The organism is Rhodoplanes elegans, assembly GCF_016653355.1.
Lineage (GTDB): Bacteria > Pseudomonadota > Alphaproteobacteria > Rhizobiales > Xanthobacteraceae > Rhodoplanes > Rhodoplanes elegans.
Genome location: NZ_NHSK01000300.1, coordinates 1 through 12,193 on the forward strand (window position 1 = coordinate 1; position 12,193 = coordinate 12,193).

The following is a 12,193-nucleotide window of genomic DNA, read 5'->3' on the forward strand; positions in this document are numbered from 1 at the left end:
GGCGACCGGGGGCGCGGCTCGTCTGCGACACGTTCGCGCCCAGGCTCGAACGCGGCGCCGGCCGGGTGCGGGTCGAGCGCCTGCCCTACCGGCCCGAGCCGGCGATCGCGTTCCTGTCCGGCACGCAGACCCTGATCCTGGTCGGCACCCAGGCGCCGGTGGCGTTCTTCGGCTATCCGGACCAGCCGAGCGAGCTGACGCCGCCCGGCTGCGCGCCGCTGGTGCTGGCGCATCCGCACGAGGACGGCGCCGCGGCCCTGGTCGCCGTCGCCGAGGCGCTGGGCGCGACCGGCCCGGCGCCACTCAACACGACGTCTCTTCCGGAGCGGCCGCAGGCCGGCGCCCTCGATCCCGGCACGCTGATGCGGATCGTCGCCCGCCACCTGCCCGAGAACGCCATCGTCAGCGACGAGAGCATCACGGGCGGCTTCCAGCACTACGGAGTGCTCGACACGGCGGCGCCGCACGACTTCCTCAGCCTCGCCGGCGGCGCGATCGGCGACGGCCTGCCGGTCGCGACCGGCGCCGCGGTCGCCTGCCCGGACCGCAAGGTCGTCGTGCTGCAGGCCGACGGCAGCGCCATGTACACGCTGCAGTCGCTGTGGACGATGGCGCGCGAGAAGCTCGACGTGGTGACGATCATCTACGCCAACCGCGCCTACAAGGTGCTGATGGACGAGCTGCGCATCGTCGGCGCTTCGACCACGGGCTCCAGGGCGGCGGCCATGTTCGACCTCGGCGACCCGCACCTCGACTGGGTGCGGCTCGCGCAGGGCATGGGCGTCGAGGCGGTGCGGGCCGAGACAACGGACGCGTTCGAGGACGCGGTCGCGTCCGCCATGGCGGCGCGCGGCCCGCGCCTCATCGAAGCCGTGGTGTGAAAATCAGACGCCCGCGAGCTCCGCGGGCACGCGAGAAACATCGGCACGGGCCCGCATCTCCGGCGCCATGGCGCGGAGCTTCTCGAGCGCGGCGTGGAGCTCCTCCACGTCCGTCTCGGTCGGGGTGTTCCAGATCATCGCCTCGACCAGATCGATCCAGCGCAGGGTCCAGCGCTCGACATGCTCGATCGCTTCGGTCGACGGCGACTGCTCGGCGCACAGGACGGCCATCTCGGCTAGGGCACCCCGCAGCATTTCGGCAATACGCTTCTGCTCGAAATACCGACCTTCCATGCAAGACCTCCCGGTTTGCTGGTACCCGTATTCATCCACGGCACCGCGCGCCGCGCCAGTCCGTGCAACCACCGAGCCCCGCTGCACCGCAACAACACGGCGTCGGCGCAGTTCAGCGCCATCCGAAACGGAGAACAAGTTCGGGCGCCACGTCGCGAGGACGCGCCCTCAGAGCTCGAAGGATCGCGATCCGAAACGGGCGGGCGAATCCGGCATCGCAGCCGCGACGTCCGTGGACCGGATGCGCGCGGAGGCCGATCGCAGCTCGACCAGGGCGGCCCGCAGGGCCTCGGCCTGGCGGCCGGTGCCGCGGGTTCGCAGGAGGCTCTCGACCGACTCGATCCAGCGCAGGGTCAGGCGCTCGATCCGAACCAGGCTGTCCGAGCCCATGGCGTTCGGCGGCAGTTCGGCCAATTCGGCCAGGGCGTGCCGGAGCGTGGCAGCGAGAGCGAGCAGCTCGTCCTCCTGGTGACCCATGCGCAGTCTCCCTTGACGATGCTGATGTTTCGCCCCTGCGCCGGCACAGGGCTAGCCCTCTCATAAGTCGGGCTGCGCACATTTTCGTGATGGAGCATAGTACCGTGCGCATTTCGGGCTAGCGCACGGTGATACCACACCTCCTATGCGTGCACAGAACGACACCACCCTCGTCAAGGTGGCGCGACGCAGCATGGATTCTCGCGACCGCGGCGCTGTCGCTCGGTCGGGTGATTCGATTGCGCCGACCGGTCGCTCCAAACGAAAACGGGGCGCCGCAGGGGCGCCCCGTCCTCTCTCGTTCCGCGGTGCAGCCGGTGCGGCCGTCCCGGCTCAGCGCACCTCGCGCACGTCGACGAAGCGGCCGGCCAGCGCGGCGGCGGCCGCCATGATCGGCGACACCAGATGGGTGCGGCCCTTGTAGCCCTGGCGGCCCTCGAAGTTGCGGTTCGAGGTCGAGGCGCAGCGCTCGCCCGGCGACAGCTTGTCGGGGTTCATGGCGAGGCACATCGAGCAGCCCGGCTCGCGCCATTCGAAGCCGGCGGCCGTGAAGATCTTGTCGAGGCCTTCGGCCTCGGCCTGCTCCTTCACGAGGCCCGACCCGGGCACGACCATCGCCTTGACGGCGGCGTTGACGGTCTTGCCCTGCACCAGCGCGGCGGCGGCCCGCAGGTCCTCGATGCGCGAGTTGGTGCAGGAGCCGATGAACACCCGGTCGATGGCGATGTCGGTGAGCTTCTCGCCGCCGGAGAGACCCATGTAGCGCAGCGCGGCTTCCGCCGCGGCACGCTTGCGCTCGTCGGCGATGTCGGCCGGCACCGGCACGCGACCGGTGATCGCCACCACCTGCTCGGGACTGGTGCCCCAGGTGACGAGCGGCGGCAGGTTGGCGGCGTCGAGCGTCACGACCGCGTCGAAATGCGCGCCGTCGTCGGAGCGCAGCGTCTCCCAGTAGCGCAGCGCCTGATCCCAGGCGGCGCCCTTCGGGGCCTTCGGGCGGTCCTTCAGCCAGGCGTAGGTTTTCTCGTCGGGGGCGACCATGCCGGCGCGGGCACCGCCCTCGATCGACATGTTGCAGATGGTCATGCGGCCCTCGACCGAGATGTCGCGGATCGCCTCGCCCGCATACTCGATCGTGTAGCCGGTGCCGCCGGCCGTGCCGATCTCGCCGATCACGGCGAGGATGATGTCCTTGGCGGTGACGCCGGGCGGCAGGCGGTTGTCCACCCGCACCAGCATGTTCTTCGACTTCTTCTGGATCAGCGTCTGGGTGGCGAGGACGTGCTCGACCTCCGACGTCCCGATGCCGTAGGCGAGCGCCCCGAAGGCGCCGTGCGTCGCCGTGTGGCTGTCACCGCAGACGATCGTGGTGCCGGGAAGGGTAAAGCCCTGCTCCGGGCCGATGACGTGGACGATGCCCTGCCGCTTGTCGAACTCGTTGTAGTATTCGAGGCCGAAATGCGCGGCATTGTCGGCGAGCGCGGCGATCTGGGCGGCGCTCTCCGGATCCTCGTTGGGCTTCGAGCGATCGGTGGTCGGGACGTTGTGGTCGACGACGCACAGCGTCTTCTCCGGCGCCCGCACCTTGCGGCCGGTCAGGCGCAGCCCCTCGAAGGCCTGCGGGCTCGTCACCTCGTGCACGAGATGGCGGTCGATGTAGATCAGGCAGGTGCCGTCGGGCTGCTCGTCGACGACGTGGTCGTCCCAGATCTTGTCGTAGAGGGTGCGCGGCTTCATCGCAGGCGTCTCGCGGTTTTTATGTGAGGCAGAGAATGAAAGGCGGTGGACGGCGGTGTCGCGCGGCGGGCGTGCGCTCAGGCGCAGCGCGCCGCCGGTCCCGTAAGGCCGGCCAGCACGGCCGCGGTCAGCCGGCCGAAGAAGCGCCAGGGCAGCCGGGCGTGATCGTCGAGAACCACGCGAGCGACAGGGGCACGCGCGATCAGGGCACGCGCAGACCGCGCCGGCCGCGAGGCAGGTCCGTCCGCTCGGTGATCAGCGCGGGGCGAAAACATGCGTGGTCTGTAGCAAATCCAAACTGGCGCCACAACGAATGTCGGGGTCGCAGCTCGGAGGCGCAAGGGCGGGAGCGCAAGGACGGAATGGAGCATGGTCGTGCGCTCGTCAGCCGGCGCGGACGCGGTCCTTCTCCCCGCGCGCGGGGAGAAGGTGGCTCGCCGCGCAGCGGCGAGACGGACGAGGGGGCGTTTCAGTGGGCGCTCGGACTCGCGGCGGCATCCCCTCACCCGGATTCCGCGCCGGCGGCGCGCAATCCGACCTCTCCCCGCGCGCGGGGAGAGGTTCAGAGACCGTGCTCCGACCTCACTCCACCGCTTCGACCTCGAGGCGGGCGCCTTCGGTGGCGAGACGGCGGGCGAGGACCCGGCCGGCCTCGACGGTCGGCACCGGAATCTGGCCGATCCCACCGTTGACCGGCTCCTGGATCACCGGGCGCAGCCAGGTCTTGCCGTCGACCCGGATGTCGATCCGGCGTCCGACATGCGCCGCGGTGAACCGTGCGAAAACCTCGCGGCCCGCCGTGGTGAGGATGAAGTTGACGACCGCCTGGCCGCTGCGCTGATCGGTGCCGGAGATCGCCTGCGACACCTCGAGCCACACCGGCTCGGCCGCGGCCGGCGCGGTCAGCGGGCTCGCGGCCGCGAGCGCGACCGCCACGCCACCGAAGAGGCGTCGCATGCCACCGCCGAAGGGATCCGCCAGGGTGCGGCTCCGACGCAAAGGGCCGGACGAGCCGGCCCTGCGTGTCCTCGGCGATGCCATGCGGTGCGTACGGCGCGGCGTCTGCGATCCGCTTACTCGGCGGCCGTCGCCGCCTCGCGCTCGCCCGGACGGTCCTGCCGCTCGGTGATGCGGGCCGACTTGCCGCGCCGCGAGCGCAGGTAATACAGCTTCGCGCGCCGCACCTTGCCGCGCCGCACCACCTTGATCGAGTCGATCAGCGGCGAGTACAGCGGGAAGACGCGCTCGACGCCCTCGCCGTAGGAGATCTTGCGGACCGTGAAGCTCTCGTGCAGGCCGGCGCCGGAGCGGCCGATGCAGACGCCCTCGTAGGCCTGGACGCGCGAGCGGTCGCCTTCGACCACCTTGACGTTGACGGTCAGGGTGTCGCCCGGGCCGAAATCCGGAATGTCCTTGCCGGCGGACAGCTTGGCGATCTGCTCTTTCTCGAGCTCTTGAATGATGTTCATGGGAGGTCTCCAGCGCTGCGTCTGGCGCAAGCGCGCCGGTTCTGTCGGTCGGTATGCTTCGGTTTGGCGGTGCCTATACGCCATGTCGTCGGCTTTGTCATCCATCGGTCGCTTTTTTTGGCGGGACGGCGGGGGCTTGGGCATCAGCCATTCGGGCGAGGTATTTGGCCCACAGATCCGGTCGTCGCTCGCGGGTGATCCGCTCGGCCTCGGCGCGGCGCCACGCCGCGACGCGGCCGTGGTCGCCCGACACGAGGACGGGCGGAATGTCGCGGCCTTCGAAGAGTTGGGGCCGCGTGTAGTGGGGGTATTCGAGGAGGCCGTCGGAGAAGCTCTCCTCCGCACCGGACGCCTCCTTGCCCATCACGCCGGGCAGGAGCCGCACGCAGGCGTCGATCAGCACCAGGGCGGCGAGCTCGCCGCCCGAGAGGACGTAGTCGCCGATCGACACCTCCTCCAGGCTGCGCCCGGCGATGACGCGCTCGTCGACGCCCTCGAAGCGGCCGCAGACGATCACGACGCCGGGCCCGGCCGCGAGCTTTTGCACCCGCGCCTGGGTCAACGGCGCGCCCCGCGGGCTGGTGAGGAGGCGCGGGCGCGGATCGTGTTCCGGCGCGATCGCGTCGATCGCTCGCGCCAGAACGTCGGCGCGCAGGACCATGCCGGGACCGCCGCCGGCCGGCGTGTCGTCGACGCTACGATGGCGGTCGGTGGCGAAGTCGCGCAGATCGGTCGCGGCGAGATCCCAGAGGCCGTTCGCGCGCGCCTTGCCGGCGAGGCTCGCGCCGAGCGGCCCCGGGAACATCTCCGGAAAGATCGTGATCACGTCGGCGCGCCACATGACGGGCTCGGCTTCCTTTCAGCGTCTTGCTGAGGCTTTCTTTCCTCATGGTGAGGAGCGATCCGTGAGGATCGCGTCTCGAACCATGAGGCCACGAGGCGCAGTGACCGCCCTCGCCCTTCGAGACGCGGCCTGCGGCCGCTCCTCAGGGTGAGGGCGGAGGGACGTCCTCCTCGTCGTCGAACAGCCCGGGCGGCGGATCGACGACGACGCGGCCGCCTGGGATGTCGACGACCGGAACGACGGCCTTGGAGAACGGCACCAGCAGCGTCTCGCCACGCTTCGGCGCGATTTCCAGAATGTCGCCGGCGCCGAAATTCTGCACCGCGATCACGGTGCCCATCTCGGCGCCGGTCGTGTCGACGGCCACGAGCCCGATCAGGTCGGCGTGATAGAACTCGTCCTCGCCGGCCGGCGCGAGCTTCTCACGCGGCACGTAGAGGTCGAGGTTGCGCAGCGCCTCGGCGGCATCGCGGTCGGCGACGCCCTTCAGCCGCGCCACGAAGCAGTCCTTGGCGGGCCGCAGCGACGCGATCTCGAACACCCGCCCGTCGGCCGCCGTCAGCGGCCCGTAGGCCGCGACCGCCGACGGGTCGCCCGTGAACGACCACAGCCGCACCTCGCCGCGCACGCCGTGCGGCGCCCCGATGCGGGCGACGCAGACGCGATCTCCGGGCGCCGGGCGAGCCGGCATCTCAGCGCGGGCCGATCCGCCACGTCACCGTGGCGGAGGCGTCGAAGGTCAGCGTCGCCGGCGGCGTGATCTGCATCGACCGCGCCGACGCCATCTCGGTTCGGAGCGCGCCCGGCTCGCCGCCCTCCACGATGGCGACGACCCCGACGAGCCGCATGCCGGCCGCGGCGGCGAACACCTCGGCCTTGGCCTGCGCATCGGCGATCGCCTTGCGGCGCGCCTCGTCGAGCGCGGATCTCGTGTCCTCGGCCCGGTAGCCGATCGGCCCGACCTCGAACAGGCCGGACGACGCGATCCGGCTCACCAGCGCGTTGACACGATCGACCGGCTTGAGCTCGAGCTCGAACGCCGTGACGGCGCGGTAACCCGGCTGCTCCTGCTTCGGCCGCACGACGTCGCGGGCGAGGCGGAAGTCGGACCGCTTCACCGTCACGCCGTCGGACGCGAGCTTCTGCAGGGTCTCGGCGGCCTTGGCGGCGCGGGCCTCGTGCGCGGCCGTCGCCTTGTCGAGCGTGTCGCCGGGGGTCGCGACCTCGACCGTGAGAGCGGCGAAGCTCGGCTTCGCCGTGTGCTGGCCCTGGCCCTGCACCGTGACGGCCGGCTCGGAACCGCCGCGCCGCTCCTGGGCGACGGCTGGCGAGACGGCGGCCACGGCGAACGCGGCGGCGCAGACGAGCCCCGCCACCACGCTGCGATGCGAACCTTTGCGCATCTGAGTTCCCCCGGTCGGCCCTCGGCGGGCCTCTGCGACGCGGACTGATACGGGATCCGGCTGATCAGTTCGAGGTCATTCCGGGGCGGCGCACTGCGCCGAACCCGGAATCCAGCCCAGACCTGGAGCTTCCCGCTGGATTCCGGGTTCGCGGCTTCGCCGCGCCCCGGAATGACTATGCCCTGATCGACCGGCCGTGCTCTGACGCGCCGGATGCGGCGCGCCGCTTACTTGCCGGCCTTGGCCTTGGCTTCGGCCATCGCCTTGCGCTCCTTGCGCGGGATCGCCTTCTCGGGATTGTTGCGCGGCTCGCGCTTCTGGATGCCGGCCTCGTCGAGGAAGCGCAGGATGCGGTCCGACGGGGTCGCGCCCTTGGCGAGCCAGTCCTTCGCCTTGTCGAGGTCGAACTTCAGACGGTCGGCCTGGTCCTTCGGCAGCAGCGGGTTGAAGTAGCCGATGCGCTCGATGAAGCGGCCGTCGCGCGGGCTGCGCGAGTCGGCGACGACGATGTGATAGAACGGGCGCTTCTTGGTGCCGGCACGGGCCATCCGGATTCGCAGAGACATTCTCGTAGTCCTCTCTTCTCGTCTGTTCTCAGCGCCCGGTCGGTCCGATGCGCCAGGGGTGAAACTCACGCCTTGCCGTGCTCACAGCCCGTCATGGCCGGGCTCGTCCCGGCCATCCACGTTCTTTCCTCGCGGCCTGCGCCGCAGCGTGGATGCCCGGCACAAGGCCGGGCATGACGGTCGGAGAGTTCGGGCAAGCCTCACTTTTTCTTCCCGAAGCCCGGGAAATTCTGAATCTTGCCGCCGAGCCCCGGCAGGCCGGTGAAGCGCGGCAGGCCGCCGGGGAGACCCGGCAGCGGCGGCTTCGCGGCCGGCGCGTCCTTGCCGGCCTCCGGCTTGGCGTCGCCCTTCGCGGGCGCCACCTCCGGAATGCCGGGCGGCACGCCCGGCAGCCCCGGAGGCGCGCCCGGGAAGCCCGGCAGGCCACCGGGCGGCGCCCCGCCCGGCATGTTGCCGAGCACGCCGGGCATCCGATCGGCGAGCTTTTCCAGGTCGGCCGGGCTCGGCATGCCACCGCCGAAGCCGAGCGCATTGGCGAGGCCGGCCAGCGGCCCGCGCTTGCCCGAGCCCATCTGCTTCATCATGTCGGCCATCTGCCGGTGCATCTTGAGGAGGCGGTTGATCTCCTCGACCTTGGTGCCGGAGCCGGCCGCGATGCGCTTCTTGCGGCTCGCTTTCAGGAGATCCGGGGTGCGGCGCTCCTTCGGCGTCATCGACTGGATGATGGCGATCTGATGCTTGACGATCTTGTCGTCGATGTTGGCGGCGGCGATCTGGTTCTTCATGCGGGCGATGCCGGGCAGCATGCTCATCATGCCGCCGAGGCCGCCCATCTTGAGCATCTGCTCGAGCTGCTCGCGCAGGTCGTTGAGATCGAACTGACCCTTGCGCATCCGCTCGGCGGTGCGCCGCGCCTTCTCGGCGTCGATGGTCGCGGCGGCCTTCTCGACCAGCGAGACGATGTCGCCCATGCCGAGGATGCGGTCGGCGATCCGGCTCGGATGGAAGTCTTCCAGCGCGTCGAGCTTCTCGCCGACGCCGATCAGCTTGATCGGCTTGCCGGTGACGGCCCGCATCGACAGCGCGGCGCCGCCGCGGCCGTCGCCGTCCACCCGGGTCAGCACGATGCCGGTGAGGCCGACCCGCTCGTCGAACGCGCGGGCGAGATTGACGGCGTCCTGGCCGGTGAGGGCGTCGGCGACCAGCAGCACCTCGTGCGGGGTCGCCGCCTGCTTCACCTCGGCGACCTCGATCATCATGGCTTCGTCGAGGGTGGTGCGGCCGGCGGTGTCGAGAATGACCACGTCGTAGCCGCCGAGCCGGCCCGCATCGAGCGCCCGGCGGGCGATCTGCACCGGCGTCTGGCCGGCGACGATCGGCAGCGTGTCGACGCCGACCTGGGTGCCCAGCACCGCGAGCTGCTCCTGGGCGGCCGGCCGACGGGTGTCGAGCGAGGCCATCAGGACCTTGCGCTTCATCGTGTCGGTCAGGCGCCGGGCGATCTTGGCCGAGGTGGTCGTCTTTCCCGAGCCCTGCAGGCCGACCATCATGATCGGCACCGGCGCGGGCGCGTTCAGGTCGATCGGATCGGCCGTCGCCCCGAGCGTCTCGATGAGCTGGTCGTGGACGATCTTCACGACCATCTGGCCGGGCGTCACCGACTTGATCACCTCGACCCCGACGGCGCGCTCCTTCAGCTTCTCGATGAAGCCGCGCACCACGTCGAGGGCGACGTCCGCCTCGAGCAGGGCGCGGCGGACTTCTCGCGCAGCGGCGTCGACGTCGGACGCGGTCAGCGCGCCACGCCGGGTCAGCCGGTCGAGGATGCCGGAGAGCTTGTCGGAAAGACCGTCGAACATGCGTCCGTCCGTCCCGTTGGACCTCTCCCGCGGAGAGGCAAGACCCAAACACGTGTGACGCCCGAGGGCGCATCGCGCTGTCGGGCGTTGGCCTCCGGCCTCGCGGGACCGGTCGGTTGATGTCGTTCTCGGCAGATGTCGAGAGCGCGGGACACTACTCCGCGGGGCGAAGCGAAGTCAAATGGACCGCAGAAGTCCAACGGCGTTCCACTTTCCGCCCTCGAGCACGGCCCGTGTCCCGGACAAGGCGCGCCGGGCCGCAGGCGCGGCGCGCCGCAGAGCCGGGACCCAGGGGCCTCTCGGCGGGAGCTTTGCCGCGTCACCCTGGGTCCCGGCTCGCGCTACGCGCGTCCGGGACACGGATTCCGTGCCCCTACTCCATCGTCGACCCGGCCTCGCCGAGCGGCGAGCCGCGCAGCGGCCGGGCGCCGACCCGCTCCAGGATCGAGATCACCTGGCCGATGGTGCCGAGCGGCACGTCGCGCCCCTCGTGCGAGCGGAACTCGCGCGCCACGAAGGCGCAGGCCGCGGCGAGGTCGGCCTCGCTCGCCCCGGTGGCGATGATCTCGGCGATGATCGCATCGTCGACCGGATGTACCGCCGACACGACCTGGTCGCGCGTCAATTCGGACATTGCTACCTCCCGGCTGCGCGCATGGTCCCGAAACGTGGAAGCCGGTTTTCGGACACGATCATGCGCGGACCAAAGGCATGATCCCGAAAAGTGGGAACCGCTTTTCGGACAAGATCATGCATGCACCACAGCGACGCGGCAGGCTGCCGCGTCTTGTCCCGACCGGTGGACCGCCTAAGTACCGTCAGCCGCTCCGCCGTCCGGTCCCGAGGGGCCGGCGAGCAGTATCGCGGTGGCCCCGTAAGAGAGAGATAGGAACGTGCCGTCCACCCGTCGAGGTCTGCTGTTCGGATCGACCGGCCTGGCGGCCGCCGCCGCCGTCCTGTTCGGGGCGCGCGCCCGCGCCGCCCGGTTCTACGAAGGCCCGGTCTCCGATCATTTCGACGGGACGGTGTTCCGCGACCCGCACGGGGCGGCGCCGAAGAGCGTCACCGACATCGTCCGCTGGTGGGGCTCGCGCCGCGACAAGGCGGAGTGGCCCGACTGGGCGCCGAGCCCGCATGTCGACACGCCGCCCGCCCGGGTGACCGGGACGCGGCTGCGCATCGCCTATGTCGGCCATGCGAGCTTCCTGCTGCAGACCGGCGGGCACAACATCCTGATCGACCCGGTGTGGTCGGAGCGCGCCTCGCCGTTCGACTTCGCCGGGCCGAAGCGCGTCAACGACCCCGGCATCCCGTTCGAGAACCTGCCGAAGATCGATACCGTGCTGGTCTCGCACGGCCATTACGACCATCTCGACGCCGACACCCTGTCGCGGCTCGCCGCCGACCACCGGCCCCGCATCGTCACCCCGCTCGGCAACGACGCCGTGATGGCCGACCACGACCCGGCGATCGTCGCCGAGGCCTACGACTGGCACGACCGGGTCGCGCTGTCGCCCGAGGTGGCCGTGACTCTGGTGCCGCTGCGGCACTGGTCGGCGCGCGGCCTCCTCGACCGCAACAAGACCCTGTGGGCCGGCTTCGTCATCGACACGCCGGCCGGCCGCCTCTACCACGTCAGCGATTCCGGCTACGGCGACGGCTTCCGGTTCCGCGAGGCGCGCGACCGCTACGGCCCGTTCCGGCTCGCCATCCTGCCGATCGGCGCCTACGAGCCGCGCTGGTTCATGCGCGACCAGCACATGAACCCGGAGGAGGCCGTGCAGGCGCTCGCCGACTGCGGCGCCGAGCTGGCGCTCGCCCACCACCACGGCACCTTCAAGCTGACCGACGAGGCGATCGACGCCCCCGTGAAGGATCTTCGCGCCGCCTGCGCGGCGGCGGAGATTCCGGACGAGCGGTTCAAGGTCTTGCAGCCGGGAGAGGCGTGGGAGCTTTAGGGGCGACGCACCCTGGTTGCCTCCCCCCTCATGGCGAGGAGCGGACCGCAGGTCCGCGTCTCGAACCATGCGGCAACCATGCAGTCCCTGGAGCCGCGCGGCATCGGCGGGCCACGTCCTTCGAGACGCCCGCTTCGCGGGCTCCTCAGGACGAGGACGAAGGTCACCGCAGCGGGACAAATACCTCGATCACCAGCTTGTCCTCGGGAGTCGTCAGCGGGTCGGTGACGTAGACCTCGACGAACTGGTCCTGGGCGTCGAGGTTCTTGTCGTCGAGCTGGTTGGTGATCGCCTCGTAGGTGGCGTCCATCGAGTCGTAGGAGCCACGGTGGACGTATTTGAGCGCCTTGCCGGCCGGGGTCTGGCCGACCGCGAGGTCGCCGGTCGGCGCCGGGCTCGGCGCCTGCGCCACCGGATAGCCGGCCCGGAACGTGAAGCCGTTGTCGTCGGTCGACGTGTAGATGGTGGTGGCCGGGCCGGACGGCGTCAGGTTCTGCTTCTGCAGATAGGCCGAGACGGTCTTGAGCGCGTCCTGGATCGCCTCGAAGGCGCGGTCCCAGCTCGCCTTGCCGGCGACCTGGACGATCGTCTTGGCCTGCATCGTGACGTCCTCGCCGAACACGTCGCCGGCCTGGGCGGCGGCAGGCGGGGCGGCGGGCGCCGCCTGGGCCGGTGCCGCGGGCGCCTGGCCTGACGGCGCGGGGG

14 protein-coding genes are annotated in these 12,193 nt (G+C 70.9%); 2 read left to right on the top strand and 12 right to left on the bottom strand.

Annotation, left to right across the window (positions count from 1 at the left end; genetic code table 11):
* A partial coding sequence (locus tag CCR97_RS29735) for an acetolactate synthase large subunit (RefSeq protein WP_201160177.1) occupies positions 1 to 881 on the top strand: 881 nt, incomplete at its 5' end.
* Between the two features lie 3 nt (positions 882 to 884).
* Here the strand turns inward: CCR97_RS29735 and CCR97_RS29740 are convergent.
* The 11 genes from CCR97_RS29740 to CCR97_RS29790 form a co-directional block, all read right to left on the bottom strand.
* Complete coding sequence (locus CCR97_RS29740; protein WP_146618894.1) at positions 885 to 1,313, bottom strand: hypothetical protein; 429 nt, start codon at positions 1,311 to 1,313, stop codon at positions 885 to 887.
* A 30-nt stretch (positions 1,314 to 1,343) separates the two neighbouring features.
* Positions 1,344 to 1,652 (bottom strand): hypothetical protein, encoded by a 309-nt coding sequence (locus tag CCR97_RS29745; RefSeq protein WP_111359599.1) that lies wholly within the window; start codon positions 1,650 to 1,652, stop codon positions 1,344 to 1,346.
* 333 nt (positions 1,653 to 1,985) lie between these two features.
* On the bottom strand, positions 1,986 to 3,389 hold the full coding sequence (gene leuC / locus CCR97_RS29750; RefSeq protein WP_111359598.1) for a 3-isopropylmalate dehydratase large subunit: 1,404 nt from the start codon (positions 3,387 to 3,389) through the stop codon (positions 1,986 to 1,988).
* A gap of 582 nt (positions 3,390 to 3,971) precedes the next feature.
* A complete protein-coding gene (locus CCR97_RS29755) occupies positions 3,972 to 4,346 on the bottom strand; it encodes a SecDF P1 head subdomain-containing protein (protein ID WP_111359596.1) in 375 nt (124 codons plus the stop codon).
* Between the two features lie 116 nt (positions 4,347 to 4,462).
* A complete protein-coding gene (gene rplS / locus CCR97_RS29760) occupies positions 4,463 to 4,858 on the bottom strand; it encodes a 50S ribosomal protein L19 (RefSeq protein WP_111359595.1) in 396 nt (131 codons plus the stop codon).
* A 97-nt stretch (positions 4,859 to 4,955) separates the two neighbouring features.
* The gene (gene trmD, locus CCR97_RS29765; protein WP_201160178.1) at positions 4,956 to 5,699 is read right to left on the bottom strand and encodes a tRNA (guanosine(37)-N1)-methyltransferase TrmD; all 744 of its coding nucleotides are present in this window, start codon (positions 5,697 to 5,699) and stop codon (positions 4,956 to 4,958) included.
* A gap of 145 nt (positions 5,700 to 5,844) precedes the next feature.
* Positions 5,845 to 6,393 (bottom strand): ribosome maturation factor RimM, encoded by a 549-nt coding sequence (gene rimM, locus CCR97_RS29770; protein WP_111360315.1) that lies wholly within the window; start codon positions 6,391 to 6,393, stop codon positions 5,845 to 5,847.
* 1 nt (position 6,394) lies between these two features.
* Positions 6,395 to 7,105: an SIMPL domain-containing protein gene (locus tag CCR97_RS29775; RefSeq protein ID WP_111360317.1), complete on the bottom strand. Its 711-nt coding sequence runs from the start codon at positions 7,103 to 7,105 to the stop codon at positions 6,395 to 6,397.
* Positions 7,106 to 7,332: 227 nt separating this feature from the next.
* On the bottom strand, positions 7,333 to 7,671 hold the full coding sequence (gene rpsP / locus CCR97_RS29780) for a 30S ribosomal protein S16 (RefSeq protein ID WP_111360319.1): 339 nt from the start codon (positions 7,669 to 7,671) through the stop codon (positions 7,333 to 7,335).
* Positions 7,672 to 7,871: 200 nt separating this feature from the next.
* Entirely contained in the window at positions 7,872 to 9,530 is a 1,659-nt protein-coding gene (gene ffh / locus CCR97_RS29785) for a signal recognition particle protein (RefSeq protein ID WP_201160179.1), read from the bottom strand.
* Between the two features lie 373 nt (positions 9,531 to 9,903).
* The gene (locus tag CCR97_RS29790; RefSeq protein ID WP_111360454.1) at positions 9,904 to 10,164 is read right to left on the bottom strand and encodes a hypothetical protein; all 261 of its coding nucleotides are present in this window, start codon (positions 10,162 to 10,164) and stop codon (positions 9,904 to 9,906) included.
* A gap of 259 nt (positions 10,165 to 10,423) precedes the next feature.
* On the opposite strand from CCR97_RS29790, the gene CCR97_RS29795 reads away from it, so the two are divergent.
* Entirely contained in the window at positions 10,424 to 11,488 is a 1,065-nt protein-coding gene (locus CCR97_RS29795) for an MBL fold metallo-hydrolase (protein ID WP_111360453.1), read from the top strand.
* Between the two features lie 163 nt (positions 11,489 to 11,651).
* On the opposite strand, the gene CCR97_RS29800 is transcribed toward CCR97_RS29795, so the two are convergent.
* On the bottom strand, positions 11,652 to 12,193 hold a 542-nt coding region (locus CCR97_RS29800; RefSeq protein ID WP_201160180.1), incomplete at its 5' end, for a GyrI-like domain-containing protein.

Bases quoted from the DNA above. Each gene is read 5' to 3' on its own strand.
- CCR97_RS29745 (WP_111359599.1), bottom strand. From the start codon at position 1,652: ATGGGTCACCAGGAGGACGAGCTGCTCGCTCTCGCTGCCACGCTCCGG.
- leuC (WP_111359598.1), bottom strand. From the start codon at position 3,389: ATGAAGCCGCGCACCCTCTACGACAAGATCTGGGACGACCACGTCGTC.
- CCR97_RS29755 (WP_111359596.1), bottom strand. From the start codon at position 4,346: ATGCGACGCCTCTTCGGTGGCGTGGCGGTCGCGCTCGCGGCCGCGAGC.
- rplS (WP_111359595.1), bottom strand. From the start codon at position 4,858: ATGAACATCATTCAAGAGCTCGAGAAAGAGCAGATCGCCAAGCTGTCC.
- trmD (WP_201160178.1), bottom strand. From the start codon at position 5,699: ATGTGGCGCGCCGACGTGATCACGATCTTTCCGGAGATGTTCCCGGGG.
- rimM (WP_111360315.1), bottom strand. From the start codon at position 6,393: ATGCCGGCTCGCCCGGCGCCCGGAGATCGCGTCTGCGTCGCCCGCATC.
- CCR97_RS29775 (WP_111360317.1), bottom strand. From the start codon at position 7,105: ATGCGCAAAGGTTCGCATCGCAGCGTGGTGGCGGGGCTCGTCTGCGCC.
- rpsP (WP_111360319.1), bottom strand. From the start codon at position 7,671: ATGTCTCTGCGAATCCGGATGGCCCGTGCCGGCACCAAGAAGCGCCCG.
- ffh (WP_201160179.1), bottom strand. From the start codon at position 9,530: ATGTTCGACGGTCTTTCCGACAAGCTCTCCGGCATCCTCGACCGGCTG.
- CCR97_RS29790 (WP_111360454.1), bottom strand. From the start codon at position 10,164: ATGTCCGAATTGACGCGCGACCAGGTCGTGTCGGCGGTACATCCGGTC.